This is a genomic window from Prauserella endophytica (assembly GCF_005146945.1).
GTDB classification, from domain to species: Bacteria; Actinomycetota; Actinomycetes; order Mycobacteriales; family Pseudonocardiaceae; genus Prauserella_A; species Prauserella_A endophytica.
Genome location: NZ_SWMS01000001.1, coordinates 148,023 through 165,517, shown reverse-complemented (window position 1 = coordinate 165,517; position 17,495 = coordinate 148,023). Strand labels below are relative to the sequence as shown.

The 17,495-nt window shown below is 69.6% G+C and carries 16 protein-coding genes; 12 read left to right on the top strand and 4 right to left on the bottom strand.

Features of this window, described 5'->3' with window-relative positions; translation table 11 throughout:
• Nucleotides 1–72: 72 nt before the first annotated feature.
• From dnaK to FCN18_RS00830, 6 genes are all read left to right on the top strand, one after another.
• Nucleotides 73–1,941: a molecular chaperone DnaK gene (dnaK, locus tag FCN18_RS00855; protein WP_137092789.1), complete on the top strand. Its 1,869-nt coding sequence runs from the start codon at nt 73–75 to the stop codon at nt 1,939–1,941.
• Nucleotides 1,938–2,639, top strand: coding sequence for a nucleotide exchange factor GrpE (grpE, locus tag FCN18_RS00850; protein WP_137092787.1), 702 nt, complete (start codon nt 1,938–1,940; stop codon nt 2,637–2,639). Before dnaK ends, grpE begins: the two co-directional genes overlap by 4 nt.
• A gap of 30 nt (nt 2,640–2,669) precedes the next feature.
• The gene (gene dnaJ, locus FCN18_RS00845) at nt 2,670–3,848 is read left to right on the top strand and encodes a molecular chaperone DnaJ (protein WP_137092785.1); all 1,179 of its coding nucleotides are present in this window, start codon (nt 2,670–2,672) and stop codon (nt 3,846–3,848) included.
• Complete coding sequence (locus FCN18_RS00840) at nt 3,848–4,291, top strand: heat shock protein transcriptional repressor HspR (protein WP_112265565.1); 444 nt, start codon at nt 3,848–3,850, stop codon at nt 4,289–4,291. The genes dnaJ and FCN18_RS00840 overlap by 1 nt, the downstream gene beginning before the upstream one ends.
• A gap of 162 nt (nt 4,292–4,453) precedes the next feature.
• Nucleotides 4,454–4,861 carry a YciI family protein gene (locus FCN18_RS00835; protein ID WP_112265563.1) on the top strand — a complete coding sequence of 136 codons (408 nt, stop codon included), beginning with the start codon at nt 4,454–4,456 and terminating at the stop codon, nt 4,859–4,861.
• A gap of 8 nt (nt 4,862–4,869) precedes the next feature.
• A complete protein-coding gene (locus FCN18_RS00830; protein ID WP_112265561.1) occupies nt 4,870–6,009 on the top strand; it encodes an RNA polymerase sigma factor in 1,140 nt (379 codons plus the stop codon).
• On the opposite strand, the gene FCN18_RS00825 is transcribed toward FCN18_RS00830, so the two are convergent.
• Together FCN18_RS00825 and FCN18_RS00820 are read right to left on the bottom strand one after the other, a co-directional pair.
• Complete coding sequence (locus tag FCN18_RS00825) at nt 5,993–6,715, bottom strand: dienelactone hydrolase family protein (protein WP_112265559.1); 723 nt, start codon at nt 6,713–6,715, stop codon at nt 5,993–5,995. The genes FCN18_RS00830 and FCN18_RS00825 overlap by 17 nt on opposite strands.
• Nucleotides 6,715–7,890, bottom strand: a complete 1,176-nt coding sequence (locus tag FCN18_RS00820) for a globin domain-containing protein (protein ID WP_199543375.1) — start codon at nt 7,888–7,890, stop codon at nt 6,715–6,717. The genes FCN18_RS00825 and FCN18_RS00820 overlap by 1 nt, the downstream gene beginning before the upstream one ends.
• Before the next feature lie 364 nt (nt 7,891–8,254).
• Between FCN18_RS00820 and FCN18_RS00815 the strand changes: the two genes are divergently transcribed.
• Nucleotides 8,255–8,749, top strand: a complete 495-nt coding sequence (locus tag FCN18_RS00815; RefSeq protein ID WP_137092783.1) for a MarR family winged helix-turn-helix transcriptional regulator — start codon at nt 8,255–8,257, stop codon at nt 8,747–8,749.
• 29 nt (nt 8,750–8,778) lie between these two features.
• Here the strand turns inward: FCN18_RS00815 and FCN18_RS00810 are convergent, their stop codons facing one another.
• Nucleotides 8,779–10,365 (bottom strand): alanine/glycine:cation symporter family protein, encoded by a 1,587-nt coding sequence (locus FCN18_RS00810; RefSeq protein WP_112266693.1) that lies wholly within the window; start codon nt 10,363–10,365, stop codon nt 8,779–8,781.
• A gap of 169 nt (nt 10,366–10,534) precedes the next feature.
• On the opposite strand from FCN18_RS00810, the gene clpB reads away from it, so the two are divergent.
• Together clpB and FCN18_RS00800 are read left to right on the top strand one after the other, a co-directional pair.
• Nucleotides 10,535–13,153, top strand: a complete 2,619-nt coding sequence (clpB, locus tag FCN18_RS00805; RefSeq protein ID WP_112265553.1) for an ATP-dependent chaperone ClpB — start codon at nt 10,535–10,537, stop codon at nt 13,151–13,153.
• Nucleotides 13,154–13,221: 68 nt separating this feature from the next.
• Nucleotides 13,222–13,956, top strand: coding sequence for a type III secretion system chaperone family protein (locus FCN18_RS00800; protein ID WP_228713542.1), 735 nt, complete (start codon nt 13,222–13,224; stop codon nt 13,954–13,956).
• Here the strand turns inward: FCN18_RS00800 and FCN18_RS00795 are convergent.
• Nucleotides 13,953–14,246 carry a hypothetical protein gene (locus tag FCN18_RS00795; protein ID WP_137092781.1) on the bottom strand — a complete coding sequence of 98 codons (294 nt, stop codon included), beginning with the start codon at nt 14,244–14,246 and terminating at the stop codon, nt 13,953–13,955. The genes FCN18_RS00800 and FCN18_RS00795 overlap by 4 nt on opposite strands.
• 156 nt (nt 14,247–14,402) lie before the next feature.
• Between FCN18_RS00795 and FCN18_RS00790 the strand changes: the two genes are divergently transcribed.
• The 3 genes from FCN18_RS00790 to FCN18_RS00780 all read left to right on the top strand — a co-directional run bounded on the left by FCN18_RS00790 (nt 14,403) and on the right by FCN18_RS00780 (nt 17,491).
• The gene (locus FCN18_RS00790) at nt 14,403–15,170 is read left to right on the top strand and encodes an SDR family NAD(P)-dependent oxidoreductase (RefSeq protein WP_112265549.1); all 768 of its coding nucleotides are present in this window, start codon (nt 14,403–14,405) and stop codon (nt 15,168–15,170) included.
• A 28-nt stretch (nt 15,171–15,198) separates the two neighbouring features.
• Nucleotides 15,199–15,762, top strand: a complete 564-nt coding sequence (gene pyrE / locus FCN18_RS00785) for an orotate phosphoribosyltransferase (RefSeq protein ID WP_206077779.1) — start codon at nt 15,199–15,201, stop codon at nt 15,760–15,762.
• A 127-nt stretch (nt 15,763–15,889) separates the two neighbouring features.
• A complete protein-coding gene (locus tag FCN18_RS00780; protein WP_112265545.1) occupies nt 15,890–17,491 on the top strand; it encodes a flavin monoamine oxidase family protein in 1,602 nt (533 codons plus the stop codon).
• The last annotated feature ends 4 nt before the right edge of the window (nt 17,492–17,495 follow it).

The following is a 17,495-nucleotide window of genomic DNA, read 5'->3' as shown; positions in this document are numbered from 1 at the left end:
CCACTCAACGTGGAAGAAGCGACATCGCCGGCAAGGGCCGGCACACCAAGCAAGTACGCAGGAGGGAACACCATGGCGCGAGCGGTCGGCATCGACCTCGGCACGACCAACTCGGTCGTCGCGGTACTGGAAGGCGGCGAGCCGACGGTCATCGCCAACTCGGAGGGTTCGCGGACCACCCCGTCCGTCGTCGCCTTCGCCAAGAACGGCGAGGTGCTGACCGGGCAGCCCGCGAAGAACCAGGCCGTGACCAACGTCGACCGGACCATCAGGTCCGTGAAGCGGCACATGGGCACCGACTGGAAGACCGAGATCGACGGCAAGAACTACACGCCGCAGGAGATCAGCGCGCGCGTGCTGATGAAGCTCAAGCGCGACGCGGAGTCCTACCTCGGCGAGGAGATCACCGACGCGGTGATCACCGTTCCCGCCTACTTCGAGGACGCCCAGCGGCAGGCCACGAAGGAAGCGGGCCAGATCGCGGGCCTCAACGTGCTGCGCATCGTCAACGAGCCCACCGCCGCCGCGCTGGCCTACGGACTCGACAAGGGCGAGAAGGAGCAGACCATCCTGGTCTTCGACCTCGGTGGCGGTACGTTCGACGTCTCGCTGCTCGAGATCGGCGAGGGCGTCGTCGAGGTGCGCGCCACCAGCGGTGACAACCACCTCGGTGGTGACGACTGGGACGAGCGCATCGTCAGCTGGCTGGTCGACAAGTTCAAGTCCTCGCAGGGCATCGACCTGACCAAGGACCGCATGGCGATGCAGCGCATCAAGGAGGCCGCGGAGAAGGCCAAGATCGAGCTCTCCAGCTCCAGCAGCGCGAACATCAACCTGCCCTACATCACGGTCGACGCGGACAAGAACCCGCTGTTCCTCGACGAGACTCTGTCCCGCGCGGAGTTCCAGCGGATCACCTCCGACCTGCTCGACCGCACCAAGGCGCCGTTCAACAACGTCATCCGCGACGCGGGCATCTCGGTCGGCCAGATCGACCACGTGGTGCTCGTCGGCGGCTCGACCCGGATGCCGGCCGTCGCCGACCTGGTCAAGGAGCTGACCGGTGGCCGCGAGCCGAACAAGGGCGTGAACCCGGACGAGGTCGTCGCCGTGGGCGCGGCCCTGCAGGCCGGTGTGCTCCGTGGCGAGGTCAAGGACGTCCTGCTGCTGGACGTCACGCCGCTGTCGCTCGGCATCGAGACCAAGGGCGGCGTGTTCACCAAGCTCATCGAGCGCAACACCACGATCCCGACCAAGCGCTCGGAGATCTTCTCCACCGCGGACGACAACCAGCCCTCGGTGCAGATCCAGGTGTTCCAGGGTGAGCGGGAGATCGCCGCGCACAACAAGAAGCTCGGCATGTTCGAGCTGACCGGCCTTCCGCCCGCTCCGCGTGGCGTGCCGCAGATCGAGGTCACGTTCGACATCGACGCCAACGGCATCGTGCACGTGACCGCGAAGGACCTCGGCACGAACAAGGAGCAGTCGATGACCATCACCGGTGGCTCGGCGCTGCCGAAGGAGGACATCGACCGGATGGTCAAGGACGCCGAGGCGCACGCCGAGGAGGACAAGAAGCGCCGCGAGGAGGCCGAGACCCGCAACCAGGCGGAGACGCTGGTCTACCAGACCGAGAAGTTCGTCAAGGACAACGACGACAAGCTGCCCGAGGAGCTCAAGGGCAAGGTGAAGACCGCGATCGACGAGGCCAACGAGTCGCTCAGGGGCACCGACACGGCCAAGATCCGCGAGTCGATCGAGAAGCTGAACTCGGCCTCGCAGGAGCTGGCCACCGCGCTGTACGCCAACACCGGCGCACAGGCCCAGGGCGCCACTGGCGCCGAGGGCGCAGGCGACGCGGGCACCGGTTCCACCGGTTCGTCGGCCAAGGCCGACGACGTCGTTGACGCCGAGATCGTCGATGAGGACGACAAGAAGTGACCGAACGCTACGACGAATCCGACCGACAGGAGTACCAGGAGCCAGTGGTCGTGCGGGATCGCCGGAAGATCGACCCGGAGACCGGCGAGCTGCGGCAGCCGGTGACCGAACAGCCGCAGGAGGCGCCCGCCGAGCCGGGCGCCTCCGGCCCCGCTGCGGGCGAGGCGACCGTCGACGAGGCCGTCGCGCCCGTGTCGGACCTCGAGAAGCAGCTCGAGGAGCGCACGGCGGACCTCCAGCGGGTGCAGGCCGAGTACGCCAACTACCGCAGGCGGGTGGACCGCGACCGCGAGGTCGTGGCCGCCAGCGGCAAGGCGTCGCTCGTCAACGACCTGCTGCCGCTGCTCGACGACCTGGAGCGGGCCGAGCAGCACGGCGACCTCACGGGTGCGTTCAAGGCGGTGGCCGACAAGCTCGTCGGCGCGCTGGAACGGGCCGGGCTCGAGTCGTTCGGCAAGGAGGGCGAGCCCTTCGACCCGAGCGTGCACGAGGCCGTGCAGCACGACACCTCGCCCGACGTGACGGAGCCGACCGTGACGATGGTGCTGCGCCGTGGCTACCGGTTCTCCGACCGGGTGCTACGGGCGGCACTCGTGGGTGTCACCGACCACGAGCCGGGTGCCACGCCTTCGGAGGAGCCGATCGACCCGCCGGTCGGCGGCGAGCTGCCCGTCGACGTCGATGAGAACGCACGCTGAACACGAACATGAGGAAGGAGGAGACGCCGCATGAGCGCGCGGGAGTGGATCGGTAAGGACTTCTACCGTGAGCTGGGCGTCTCCTCCGACGCCTCACAGGACGAAATCAAGAAGGCGTACCGGAAGCTGGCCAGGGAGAACCACCCCGACGCCAACCCCGGCAACACCGAGGCCGAGACGAAGTTCAAGGCGGTCTCGGAGGCCTACGGGGTGCTGTCCGACACGGCGAAGCGTAAGGAGTACGACGAGGCCAGGAGGCTGTTCGGCTCCGGAGGCCCCGGCGGCTTCGGCTTCCCGGGTGGAGGCGGCACCGGCACCGGTGGCTTCGACATCAACGACCTCTTCGGCCAGTCCACGGCCAGCGGCGGGTTCGGGGGGCTCGGCGACATGCTGGGCAACCTGTTCGGCCGCCGCGGCGGCGGTGGCACCACGGCGGCGCGCGGCCAGCGTGGCGCCGACGTGGAGACCGATGTCCGCATCGACTTCGCCGAGGCGGTCAAGGGCGCGACCCTGCCGCTGCGGCTGTCGAGTCCCGCGACGTGCGGCACGTGTGGCGGCAACGGTGCCCGGCCGGGCACGAGGCCGAGGACGTGCCCGACGTGTGCGGGTTCGGGTCTGGTGAGCAGGAGCCAGGGCGCGTTCGCCTTCTCGGAGCCGTGCCGAGACTGTCGCGGCCGCGGCACGCTCATCGACGACCCGTGCCCGGAGTGCGTCGGTGAGGGCATCAGCACCAGGACCAGGACGCTGACCGTGCGGATCCCCGCCGGGGTGGACGACAACCAGCGGATCCGCCTCGCCGGCCAGGGAGAGCCCGGCCGGGGCGGCGCCGCCGCTGGTGACCTGTACGTGCGCGTGCACGTCAACCCGCACCCGGTGTTCGGCCGCTCGGGCAACGACCTGACGATCACGGTGCCGGTGGAGTTCTCGGAGCTCGTGCTCGGCACCACGCTCACGGTGCCCACGCTGGAGTCGAAGGTCTCCGTCAAGGTGCCCTCGGGCACCGCGAGCGGCCGGGTGCTCCGGGTGCGCGGCAAGGGCATCGCCAAGCGGGACGGCACCCAGGGCGACCTGCTGGTCACCCTCCAGGTCGTGATCCCGGCCAAGCTCGACGGCAAGGCCAAGGCCGCGCTGGAGTCCTACGCCGAGGCGGTCGCGAAGCACGATCCGCGACCGGAGATCACCGCGCTGTTGCGAGACAGGGGGGCATGATGTTCGGTTCCGGTTTCCCGGGCGGGCTGCCGCACGGCGCCGACGAGGACACGCCGGTCTTCGTCATCTCGGTCGCCGCGCAGCTGTCCGGGCTGCACGCGCAGACGTTGCGCTCGTACGACCGGTTGGGGCTCGTGAGCCCCGGCCGGACGTCCGGCGGTGGCAGGCGCTACTCCATGCGGGACATCGCGCTGCTGCGCGAGGTGCAGCGGCTGTCCCAGGAGGAGGGCGTCAACCTCGCCGGGATCAAGCGCATCATCGAGCTGGAGAACCAGGTCGAGGCGTTGCAGCACCGGGTACGGGAACTGACCGAGGAGCTGGCGGCCGCCTACGCCGCCGCCGAGCAGGCGGCGGCCGCCGTCCACGCCTCCTACCGCAAGGACCTCGTGCCGGTTCGCAGGCAGAACGCGCTGGTGGTGTGGAAACCCCGCCGCCGAGGCTGACCCACGCACCCATTCGCCACCCACCCATCGATCTGCAGTGAAGGTGGCCTTCACTGCGGTTGGTTCGAAAAAGTTCGCGGGTTCGTGTCGAGAAGCCGCAAACGGCTCCGTCCTCGGGGTGAACGTGACCAGAATGGGTCACCAGCACCGAGGAGAGACATCATGGCGAAGTACCTGCTGCTGAAGCACTACCGCGGCGCTCCGGCCGCCGTCAACGACGTGCCCATGGACAAGTGGACGCCGGAGGAGATCTCGGCGCACATGCAGTACATGAGCGACTTCGCGGCCCGGCTCGAGGAGACCGGTGAGTTCGTGGATGGCCAGGCTCTCGCGCCCGAGGGGGCGTGGGTCCGGTACGACGGCGAGGGGCGCCCGCCGGTCACCGACGGCCCGTTCGCCGAGACCAAGGACCTCATCGCAGGCTGGATGGTGATCGACGTCGACAGCTACGAGCGCGCCGTCGAGCTGGCCGGGGAGCTGTCGGCCGCACCCGGCGCGGGCGGCAAGCCGATCCACGAGTGGCTCGAGCTGCGCCCGTTCCTGACCGAGCCGCCGACCGTCACGGAGTGACGTCAGAGATGGACGAGGCCCTGCTCAGGAGCCTCACACCGAATGTGCTCGGGATCCTCGTCCGCCGCGGAGCCGACTTCGCGGCGGCCGAGGACGCCGTGCAGGACGCGTTGGTGGAGGCGCTCCGAGTCTGGCCTGCCGACCATCCCCGTGACCCCAAGGGCTGGCTGGTCACCGTGGCCTGGCGCAAGTTCCTCGACGCGACCAGGTCGGACACGGCCCGCCGCAGGCGCGAGGACCTCGTCGACGAGGAACCGGCTCCGGGGCCGGCGCGCTCGGTGGACGACACGCTCCAGCTCTACTTCCTGTGCGCCCACCCTTCGCTGACGCCGTCGTCCGCGGTCGCGTTGACGCTGCGGGCCGTCGGCGGGCTCACCACCCGCCAGATCGCCCAGGCGTACCTCGTGCCCGAGGCGACCATGGCGCAGCGCATCAGCCGGGCCAAGCGCACCGTCAACGGTGTGCGGTTCGACCAGCCCGGCGATGTCGCGACCGTGCTTCGCGTCCTCTACCTGGTCTTCAACGAGGGCTACTCCGGCGACGTCGACCTGGCCGCCGAGGCCATCCGGCTCACCCGGCAGCTCGCTGCCGGGATCGACCATCCCGAAGTGGCGGGGCTGCTCGCCCTCATGCTGCTCCACCACGCCCGACGCGGCACCCGTACTGCGCCCGACGGCAGCCTGGTGCCGCTCGCCGAGCAGGACCGAAGCCGGTGGGACACGAAGTTGATCGCCGAGGGCGTCGAGATCCTGCAGGCGGCGCTGGCACGTGACCGGCTGGGCGAGTTCCAGGCGCAGGCCGCTATCGCTGCGCTCCACGCGGACGCGCAGACCGCCGAGGAGACCGACTGGGTGCAGATCGTCGAGTGGTACGACGAGCTCGTGCGTCTCACCGACAGCCCGGTCGTCCGGCTCAACCGGGCGGTGGCCGTCGGCGAGGCCGACGGGCCGCGGGCGGGGCTGGCGGCGCTCGCGGAACTGGACGACTCGCTGCCCCGGCATGCGGCGGTGGCGGCGTACCTCCACGAGCGCGACGGCGATCCGGTGACGGCGGCACGGCTCTACGCCGAGGCGGCACAGAAGGCGCCCAACCTGGCCGAACGCGACTACCTGACGCGACAGGCCGCCCGGCTCAACGCCCGCCGGTGACCGGTCGCCTCAGGTGCTCGGCGAAGAAGGCCAGGACGCGCCGCCAGGCGTCCTCGCTCGACTCGTGGTGGTAGCCGAAGCCGGTGACCTTGGCGAGCAGGTTGAGCGGGCCGAGCGGGAGCTGGTTGGCGAAGCTGTGCCCGGCGGCCGGGTACTCCTTGACGTCGTGCGGGATGTCGCGTGCGGTCAGCTCGGCCTCGAGCACCGCCGCCTTGCCCCTGAGCGACGGGTCCTTCCTGCCGAAGCTCGCCACGATCGGGCACGCGCCGTCGAGCACCGAGAGGTCCTTCGGCAGCTGGCCGTAGTACGGCGCCGCGGCGCCGAAGCCGCTGCTCGCGGCGGCGAGCGCGAAGCCGCCGCCCATGCAGAAGCCGACGATGCCGACATCGCCCGTGCAGTCCTCGCGGCCGGCCAGCGTGCGCCTGGCCGCGTCGAGGTCGTCGAACGCCTGCCCCTTGGCGGCCATGAGCGCTGAGAACACCGACTTGACGCAGCGGAGGCCGCCGCGCGAGTACAGGTCGGGCGCGAGCGCGACGAAGCCCGCGGTGGCGAAGCGGTCGGCGATGCGGCATGTGTCGCGGCCGAGTCCCAGCGCGTCGTGCACCACGACGACACCCGGCCACGGCGGCGGCCCGGAGATCTCGCGTTGCGGCAGGGCGAGGTAGCCCTTGACGGTGCCGTCGGCGACCGGGATCGACGTCTCCATCAGTCGATGGTGAACGGGTCGTAGCGGATCTGGTCGAGTGCCGTGCCCGCGACGAGCATCCGCGACACGGTGGCCCTGATCATCGCGGGCGAGCCGGACACGAGCACGTCGTGGTTCGGCCAGGCCCCGTGCCTGGTCACGGCGTCGGCGAGGGTGCCGTGCTCGAAACCGGGCAGGCCCTCCGCACGCTCCACCACGGGGCACACGGTCAGCCACGGGTTGGTGGACGCCATCGCCCGCAGCTGTTCGAGGTCGTAGAGGTCCTCGTGGGTGGCGCCGCCGTAGAACACCGTGACCTTCGGGTTGGTGCCCCACTGGGCGAGGTCGTCCAGCACGGCTCGCAGCGGGGCGAGGCCGGTGCCGCCCGCGATCATCAGCACGTCCCGGCCGGACTCGCGGTTGACGCCGAGTCTGCCCATCGGCGGCCCGATGCGCCAGGTGTCGCCGCTCTGCGTGTGGCTGACGATCGCGCGGGACACCCATCCGCCCTCGACCGCGCGGACGTGGAACTCCAGCGAGCCGTCGGGGCGCGGCGCGTTGGCCGGTGAGAGGTAGCGCCAGAGCCGGGGCCGCTGTGGCACCTCGATGCTCAGGTACTGGCCGGCCTGGTACGGCACGTGCTGCTCGGGCTCGACCCGGATCAGCGCGAGGTCCCAGCTGAGTCTGCGGTGCTCCGCGACCGTGCCGATCCAGGACGGCGGGTGGTCGCTGGCCGCCGCCGCGTCCTGCATGGACCGGGCGATGATCGTGTAGGCCTCCGCCCACGCGCGCTCGACCTGCGGCGTCCACGCCTCACCGAGGTGGCGCTTGAGCGAGGCGAGCAGCGCGGTGCCCACGGCCTCGTAGTGAGTGGGGATGACGCCGAACTTGCGGTGGTCGCGGCCGAGCTGGCGCAGGAACGGCGCGAGGTCGTCGGGGCGGTCGACCATCTGCACGATGTGCACCAGCGCGCGCACGAGCCTGCCGCGCTGCGCCTCCATGTTGATCGGGAAGAAGTCACGCGTCGCGGGGGCGAGCGTGAAGAGCATGCCGTAGAAGAACTGCGAGATCTCGGGGGTGTAGGGCTCGGCCTGGCGCCAGGTGTCCCGGATCAGTTCGACCATGGCGGTCACCGCGGGTGGCGGAACTCTGGCCGGTGCCACCCGCGGTATTGGACTGATCGCGTCGGCTGTCATTCGTCTGCCCCAGTTGGTCCGCGTCGAGCGGGGTGATTGATACGCACAGTAATGAAAAAGGTGGTCGCGATTATTCACGAACGGGTGATGGTGGATGCTGCGGCTGCTCCAGCAGGTCAGTGACCCACGTCCAGTGCCGAGACTCCATGAATAATCCACCTTTCTGAGGATGCGACCACCCAACATTAGGTTCCCGTGCAGTTGGGCGGTAGTCACTGTGCGAGTTGTCCCCCTGCGGTTGCTCCGGATGGGTGGCACTACAGTCCGCTTAGTGCCCCATTTCACCTGATATCCCGTTTCGAGTCGCTGCCGGTCGAGTAGAATTTGCATAGAGCAAGTAACTTACTGTGATCGGGTGAGGCCCATGAACCCCTCGGACGAGGTCTGCGTCGATCTCATGCGGCAGATCCGCACGTCGTCTCAGTTGCACCAGGCGTGGGTCATGCAGCTCTGGCAGACCGGCGACGGCCCGCACCCAGCGGCCGTCATGCTCCTCTCGGAGATCGACCGGCAGGGCGAACTGCGCCTCTCCGAGCTGGCGAAGCTCCGGATGGTCGACATCTCGGTGGTCAGCAGGCAGATCGGCCAGCTCGCGTCGTTCGACCTCGTCGAGCGCAGGCCATCGCCGGAGGACGGCAGGGTCACGCTGGTCAAGGTCTCGGAGAAGGGACAGCGCCACCTGGAGCGCTGGCGGCGGCTGCATGTCGACTTCGTCCGCAACGCGCTCGCCGGGTGGGACGAGTCGGAGCTCGAGGACCTCGCCCACAGGCTGCGGGCCGTGAACGACGACCTGCGCGCCATGGTCTCCGCGCAAGCGCGGAACCAGGAACGGCCCGCCACCCGGAACGAGACCGGGTAGCGGGCCGTCGGCCGGTGGTGCTCAGCGAATCAGCTGCGCACCTTCTCGATCTTCTTCACCTCGCCGGAGCGAAGCTTGTCCGTGAAGTCCTTCACCTCTCGCTTGACCACCGGCACCAGCAGGTACAGGCCGATGATGTTGAACAGGGCGAGCAGGAACAGCACGGCGTCGGCGAAGCTGAGCACACTGCCCAGCGTCAGCACGCAGCCCGCCACGATGAACAGGCAGAAGATCACCTGGTAGACGCGCTCGCTGACCTGGGTCTTGCCGAACAGGAACGTCCAGGCCTTCTGCCCGTAGTAGCCCCAGGTGATCATCGTCGACAGGGCGAAGAGTGCCACGGCGACGGTCAGGACGTAGGGGAACCAGGGCAGCACCGTCGCGAACGACTCCGAGGTGACGGTGACGCCGTCCGGGGTTTCCCCGCCCGCGAACACGGTGGCCTTGGCGTCCTCCCAGAACTGAGTCTTGGCGATCACGATGGTCAGCGCCGTCATGGTGCAGACGATCACCGTGTCGATGAACGGCTCCAGCAGCGCGACGTATCCCTCGGTGATGGGGTTCTTCGTCTTCACCGCCGAGTGCGCGATGGGCGCGGAGCCCAGACCCGCCTCGTTCGAGAAGGCGGCCCGCTGGAAGCCGACGATCAGCGCGCCGATCGCTCCACCGGCCACGCTCTCCGGGGCGAACGCACCCGTGACGATCTCGCCGATCGCGCCCGGCACGTCGGTGATGTTCACCAGGATCACGATGAGGCACGCGGCGATGTAGATGATCGCCATGGAAGGGACGAGGCGGCTGGTCACGGCGCCGATCGACTTGATGCCACCGATGATCACCGCACCGACCACCACGGCGAGGACGACACCGAAGACGAACGCGGCGCCGTCACTGCCGAGGAAGCCGTCGTCGCCGCCCGTGACGTCGCGGAGCTGAGCGAAGGTCTGGTTCGCCTGGAACATGTTGCCGCCGGCCAGCGCGAAGAACAGCAGCATGATCGCCGCGAGCACGGCCAGCACCTTGCCCAGCGTCCTGCCGAAGCCGTTACGGAACCGGTCCGCCAGCCCCTTGCGCAGGTAGTGCATGGGGCCGCCGGAGACGGTGCCGTCCTCGTGCGTCTCGCGGTACTTCACACCAAGCGTGCACTCGACGAACTTGGTGCACATGCCGAGCAGTCCGGCGAGGATCATCCAGAAGGTGGCGCCCGCGCCACCGATGGTGACGGCCACGCCGACACCGGCGATGTTGCCGAGGCCGACCGTGCCCGACACGGCGGAGCTCAGCGCCTGGAAGTGGTTGATCTCGCCGGGCTCGTCCTTCCGCGTGTACTTGCCCCTGACGATCTCTGTCGCGAGCTTGAACTTGCGGAACTGCACGAAGCCGAAGTAGATCGTGAAGACCGTGGCGGCCAGGACGAGCCAGGCCACGATCCACGGGAACGAGATGCTGCCGATCGTGAGCTCGGCGAACACGAAACTGGACAGGCCATCCGAGATGGGCGTGAATATGTCGTTGATCCACTCCTCGATCGAGGCGAGGGTGCCTCCCTCGGCGGCGAGGACATCGATGTCGGGCGGTGAGCTCGTGGCCAGTGGCCCGGGTGTGATGACTGACATGGTCCGGTAGTTCATCCCATCAGGTGGGCGATCGCAAGCTGTCCGCAGTAGTCGTTACTTTGCGAAATTCCATGGGTTGAGTGGAACACGCTCAACTTTCCTGACGTTGTGCATATCGACGGCCTCTGCGAGAGGCTGGGTCCAGGGAGCTTTCGACCAGAGGTGAGGGATGGACTCTTTCAACCCGACCACGAAGACTCAGCAGGCGATCTCGTCCGCGGCGCAGGCAGCCACGATGGCGGGCAACCCGGAGATCTCGCCCGCGCACCTGCTCGGTGCCCTGCTGTCCCAGGGTGACGGCTTGTCCGGGCCGCTGCTCACCGCGGTCGGGGCCGACGCGGACGTGGTGCACAAGGAGCTGGAGCCGATCATCGCCGGCCTGCCGTCCGCGACCGGCGCGACGGTGTCGACGCCGCAGTTCGACGGCCACGCCGTCAAGTCTCTGACACACGCGCAGAAGCTCGCCACCGAGCTCGGGGACGAGTACGTCTCCACCGAGCACGTCCTCGTCGGCCTCGCGGCCGAGGGAGGTCCCGTCGCCGGGCTGCTCAAGCGGCACGGCGCGACGCCGGACGCGCTGCGCGAGGCGTTCACCAAGGTCCGCGGCTCCGCCCGCGTGACCAACCCGGACCCAGAGGGCACGTACCAGGCGCTCGAGAAGTACGGCCTCGACCTCACCGCCGCGGCGCGCGCGGGCGAACTGGACCCGGTGATCGGCCGCGACACCGAGATCCGCCGCGTTGTGCAGGTGCTCTCGCGCCGCACCAAGAACAACCCGGTGCTGATCGGTGAGCCCGGCGTCGGCAAGACCGCCATCGTCGAGGGCCTCGCCCAGCGCATCGTCGCGGGTGACGTGCCGGAGTCGTTGCGCGGCAAGCGCGTCGTGTCGCTCGACCTCGGCTCGATGGTCGCCGGGTCGAAGTACCGCGGCGAGTTCGAGGAGCGGCTCAAGGCCGTGCTCAAGGAGATCAAGGAGTCCAACGGCCAGGTCGTCACGTTCATCGACGAGCTGCACACCATCGTCGGCGCGGGCGGCACCGGCGAAGGTGGAGCCATGGACGCGGGCAACATGATCAAGCCGATGCTCGCGCGCGGCGAGCTGCGGATGGTCGGCGCCACCACGCTCGACGAGTACCGCAAGCACATCGAGAAGGACGCCGCGCTGGAGCGCCGCTTCCAGCAGGTACTCGTCGGCGAGCCGTCGGTTGAGGACGCCGTCGGCATCCTGCGTGGCCTCAAGGAGCGCTACGAGGTGCATCACGGTGTGCGCATCACCGACGCGGCGCTGGTTGCGGCCGCGACGCTGTCCGACCGCTACATCACCGCGCGATTCCTGCCCGACAAGGCCATCGACCTCGTCGACGAGGCCGCGTCGCGGCTGCGCATGGAGATCGACTCCCGGCCCGTCGAGATCGACGAGGTGGAGCGCGCCGTGCGCCGCATGGAGATCGAGGAGATGGCGCTGGAGAAGGAGGACGACGCCGCCTCCCGCGAGCGCCTGACCGCACTGCGCGCCGAGCTGGCCGAGAAGCGCGAGGAGCTGTCCGCGCTGACCGCCCGCTGGCAGAACGAGAAGGGCTCGATCGAGAAGGTCCGCGAGCTCAAGGAGCAGCTGGAGCAGTTGCGTGGCGAGGCCGACCGCGCCGAGCGCGACGCCGACCTCGGGCGCGCCGCCGAACTGCGCTACGGCCGCATCCCCGCGCTGGAGAAGGAGCTCGACGAGGCCACCGAGGTCACCGAGGCGAAGGCCGACGTGATGCTCAAGGAGGAGGTCGGCGCCGACGACGTGGCCGACGTGGTGAGCGCGTGGACCGGAATCCCGGCGGGCCGCCTGCTCGAGGGTGAGACCGGCAAGCTGCTGCGTATGGAGCAGGAGCTGACCAGCCGCGTCGTCGGCCAGTCGGAGGCCGTGAAGGTGGTCTCCGACGCGGTGCGCAGGGCAAGGGCCGGCGTCGCCGATCCCGACCGGCCGACGGGCTCGTTCCTGTTCCTCGGCCCCACCGGGGTCGGCAAGACGGAGCTGGCGAAGGCGCTCGCCGAGTTCCTCTTCGACGACGAGCGGGCGATGCTGCGCATCGACATGAGCGAGTACAGCGAGAAGCACAGCGTCGCGCGGCTGGTCGGCGCCCCGCCCGGCTATGTGGGCTACGACCAGGGCGGCCAGCTCACCGAGTCGGTGCGCAGGCGGCCGTACTCGGTGGTGCTGCTCGACGAGGTGGAGAAGGCCCACCCCGACGTGTTCGACGTGCTGCTGCAGGTGCTCGACGACGGCAGGCTGACCGACGGCCAGGGCCGCACGGTCGACTTCCGCAACACGATCCTGGTGCTCACGTCGAACCTCGGCTCGCACGAGATCGCCAGTGACGCCGCCGCGCTGGACGAGCGGCAGCGCACCGACGCCGTGCTCTCGGTGGTGCAGCGGCACTTCAAGCCGGAGTTCCTGAACCGGCTCGACGACATCGTGGTGTTCCACGCGCTCGACACCGAGCAGCTGGCCTCCATTGTGGACATCCAGGTGGGGCGGCTGGCGCAGCGGCTCTCGCAGCGCAGGCTCACGCTCGAGGTGTCGCCGGCGGCCCGCGAGTGGCTGGCGCTCAACGGCTACGACCCGATTTACGGCGCCCGGCCGCTGCGGCGGCTCGTGCAGTCGGCGATCGGCGACGAGCTGGCCCGCAAGCTGCTGGCCGGCGACATCCGGGACGGCGACACCGTGAACGTCGACGTGCCGGAGCTGGACTCCGGCAACGGCTCCCTGGTTGTCACCCGAGCCGGGCAACCGGTCCAGTAACCAAACGGGTACCCGCGACACGGCCCGCTGATCTTGGTCGGCGGGCCGTGAGGGATACCCTGGTCGCCGTGGGTATTCCAGCGTGGATCTGGTTCGTCATCGCGGCCGTCGCCGCGGTGGCCGGGCTCGCACTGCTCACCGCCGACAAGGCCAGGGAGAGCTCGCGCAATCGCGAGCGCGCGCGCTGGGCCGAGCTGCGCGGCTGGCAGTACGTCGAGGAGGACGAACGCCTCCCGCAGCAGTGGGCGGGCGGCGCCATCGGGTACTTCGGGGCCGAGGCGGCGGTCAACGTCGTCGCGGGCTCCACGTTCACCTCCGACGGCAGGCGCCCGGTGTTCGTCTTCGACATCGAAGCCGACAGCCTGATCCCCGCCGTGATCGTCGCCGTGCGCTGCAACCGGATCCACCCGGTGCTGCTGGAGCTGTGGCTCGCGAGCGTGCCGTTCCAGCGCGCGGAGATGCCGGAGCTGCTCGGGCCGGTGGGCCAGCGCTACGCGTTCGCCGACGAGGTGAACACCGCCCGCGCGATGATCACGCAGGAGCTGGTGGACGCCGCCGACGCGCTGGGCGGCGACGTCGGCGTCGCGTGGCTGGAGAACGAGTGGGTGCTCGCGAGCGTGGCCCCCAACGTCGGCCCGTCCCGTCTGGAGCGGCTGCTCCGCGATCTCGGCGAGATCGCCGACATCGTCGACCCCTTCGATGACGACCTCGCCCAGGCGCAGCAGGAGCAGGCGGCACCTCCGCCCTCCGCGGCCCAGCCCACCACGACCACCGAGGAGCGGGCGCGTCAGCAGGGCTTCTAGAGGTCGAGCGTCCCCGAGAGGTGCGGGCGCTCGTCGGCGGGGAAGCCTGACGCCTCGCCGAGGTCGAGCGTGCCGGTGAACCGGCCGTCGTCCCGCACCGACAGTTCGCGGTAGGTCACCGGGAACTCGCGGGTCCGCGCGACGGCGTAACCCTCCGCGAACGAATCGGGGTCGAAGGCGTGACCGTTCGCCGGCGGCACGGTCGGTTCGTCGCCGTCGGATGTCTCGGGGTCGGTCGCCGCGAGGAAGCCTCGGACGAACGACAGGTAGTCGATGGCGCCGTCCTCCATCTGGAGCTCATCCTCGTCTGGGTGAGTGTGTACCCCTAATGGCGTTCCGAAGATACTTCCTGTGCTCTCCGTGACCCAAGCGGGGCGGTGCGTCAAGGCCGGCCCCGCTTCCGCCGCCACCTGAACGGAGTCGCTTCGCGACGCTAGGTTGTTCCCATGCCTACCGCTTTGATCACTGGCGCTACGGTCGGTATCGGCGCCGCGTTCGCCCGCAGGCTCGCCGCCGAACGCTACGACCTCGTGCTCGTCGCCCGCAACGAACCGAAGCTGCGCGCCAGGGCGAAGGAGCTCGCCTCCGCGTACGGCATCACCGCGGACGTCCTGCCGGCCGACCTCGCCACCGCCGAGGGCCGCGAGGCTGTGGAGCAGCGCCTGCGCGAGCAGCCCGTCGACCTGCTCGTGAACAACGCGGGGCTCGGCCTGGCCGGCGAGTTCTGGACAGCCTCGGCCGACGAGCTGCAGCACCAGCTCGACGTCAACGTCACCGCCGTGCTGCGGCTGACGAGGGCCGCGCTGCCCGCGATGCTGGAGCGCGGCGCCGGTGACGTGATCAACGTCTCCAGCGTCGCCGGGTTCTTCTCCGGCAGGGGCTCCACCTACACCGCGAGCAAGAGCTGGGTGACGTCGTTCTCCGACGGGCTCGCCTCGGCGCTGCACGGCTCCGGGGTACGCGTGCTGGCCCTGTGCCCGGGGTTCACCGAGACCGAGTTCCACGACCGCGCCGGCCTGGAGAAGACCGGGCCGAAGGCGTTCTGGCTGAGTGCCGACCGAGTGGTCTCCGACGCGCTGACCGATCTGCGCAAGGGCAAGGTGATCTCGATCCCGAGCCCGCAGTACAAGGTCATCGCCACCGTGGGACGCATGCTGCCGCGCGGTCTCGTGCGCAGGCTCGGCGGCCGGTTCGCGGGTCGCGACCGGACCTGAGCGGAGCCCGTGTGTAAAACTGCGGGTCGTGGCGAACCCCTCGACTGACGAAGCGGCGAAGATCGAACTGGCCAGGCTGGTCGCCGAACTGTGCGTGGTGCGCGGCAAGGTGACGCTTTCCTCCGGCAAGGAGGCCGACTACTACGTCGACCTGCGCCGGGCGACCCTGCACCACGCCGCCGCTCCGCTCATCGGCCGCCTGCTGCGCAGGCTCACGGCCGACTGGGACTACGTGGCCGTCGGCGGGCTCACCCTCGGAGCCGACCCCGTCGCCACCGCGATGCTGCACTCGGCCGCGGCCGACGGGATGGTGCTCGACGCGTTCGTGGTGCGCAAGGCCGTCAAGGAACACGGCATGCAGCGGCGCATCGAGGGCTTGGAGGTGGCCGGCCAGCGCGTGCTCGCGGTCGAGGACACCTCCACGACCGGGGGCAGCGTGCTCACGGCGGTGGAGGCGCTTGGCGAGGCGGGTGCCACGGTGGTCGGGGTGGCCACAGTGGTCGATCGCGGCACCGGTGCCAAGGAGGCCATCGAGAAGGAGGGCCTGCCGTACCGGTACCTGCTCGATCTCGACGACCTCGGCCTCGCCTGATCAACGGCCGGTTACCCCGGCGAAAGTCGCTGCTCAGGTCTGCTAACGAGAACGACATCACGCCGTCACTCGTCTGAGTGACCACGTCGATCAAGCTCTGCTTCGCCACGTGGCGAAGGGAGCTTGAATGGCATCCAACGTGACACGTCGAACCCTGCTCAGATCCATCGGCGTCGCGGGCGGGGCCGGAGTGATGTTCGAGTCGATGCGGGCGCTCGGCCTGATGGCCTCGCCCCAGGCGCTCGCCGTCCCCGACTTCCGCCCGCCCCGAACCGGCGATCTCGACGACCGCAAACGCGGCAAGAAGGTGGTGGTGCTCGGCGCGGGCGTCGCCGGTCTCACCGCCGCGTACGAGCTCGGCAAGGCCGGGTACCGGTGCACGATCCTCGAAGCCAAGGACCGTGTCGGCGGTCGCAATTGGACTGTCAGGGCGGGGACCACGGAGACCGATCTCGACGGGCACACCCAGACGGCCCGGTTCGGCCGGGACCCGGACGTCTACCTCAACGCGGGACCGGCGCGACTGCCCCAGTCGCACATCACCCTCGACTACTGCCGCGAACTGGGCGTCCCGCTGGAGGTGTTCCTCAACGCCAACGCCAACGCGCTCATCTACAACGAGCGGAGCGGTGTCGCGCCGCAGCAGTACCGCACCGCCAAGGCCGACATGTACGGCTACGTCTCCGAGCTGCTGGCCAAGGCCGTGGACCAGGGTTCGCTCGACGCGAGCCTTACCGCCTCCGACAAGGACGCCCTGCTGACGTTCCTCTCCGGCTTCGGCGCCATCGGCAACAAGGCCACCGGGTACGCCTACACCGGTACGAGCAGGCGCGGCTACTCGGTCGAGCCGGGCGCGGCCGACCAGGCCGGCACGGTGCTCGGCCCGCCACCCTCGCTCTCGGCCGTACTGGCCAGCCAGGTGGGCAGGTATTTCTCGTTCGAGTTCGGCTACGACCAGGCCATGACCATGTTGCAGCCGGTGGGCGGCATGGACGCGATTCCGAGGGCGCTCCACGACGCCGTCGGCAGGGACAAGGTGCGGCTCGGCGCCCGCGTCACCGGGGTCACCGACACCGATCGTGGCGTCGAGGTGACCTACACCGACCGGCGCGGCAAGGAGGTGCTCGTCACCGCGGACTACTGCGTCGCGACGCTGCCACCGCACCTGATGGCGAAGATCCCCACCAACCTCGACCCGGCCGTCACCGCTGCGCTGCGCTTCCCCACCGTCACGTCGGCGGGCAAGATCGGCCTGGAGTACCGGCGCCGCTGGTGGGAGACGGACGAGCGGATCTACGGCGGCATCACCGAGACCGACATGGACCTCCAGCACATCTGGTACCCGTCGGCGGGTTTCCACGGCAAACGCGGGGTCGTGGTCGGCTACTACAACACGGGCGGCAGCGCGAACACCTACGGCGCCCTGGCCCCCTCGGCGCGAACGGAGCGAGCCCTCGCGCAGGGCGTGAAGATCCACGGCGAGAAGTACCGCTCGGAACTCGCGTCGGCGTTCTCCGTCGCGTGGCAGCGGACGCCGTTCCTCGAGGGCGCCTGGGTCGGCTGGCCCTCTCGCACGAGCGGGCAGTACGCGCTGCTCAACGAACCGGCCGGGCACGTCTACTTCGCGGGCGACTGGCTGAGCTACTTCATCGCGTGGCAGGCGGGCGCGTTCGACTCCGCCCGCCACGCCGTCACCAACATCCACCAGCGCGTCATGGCGGAAGGGTAGCCAC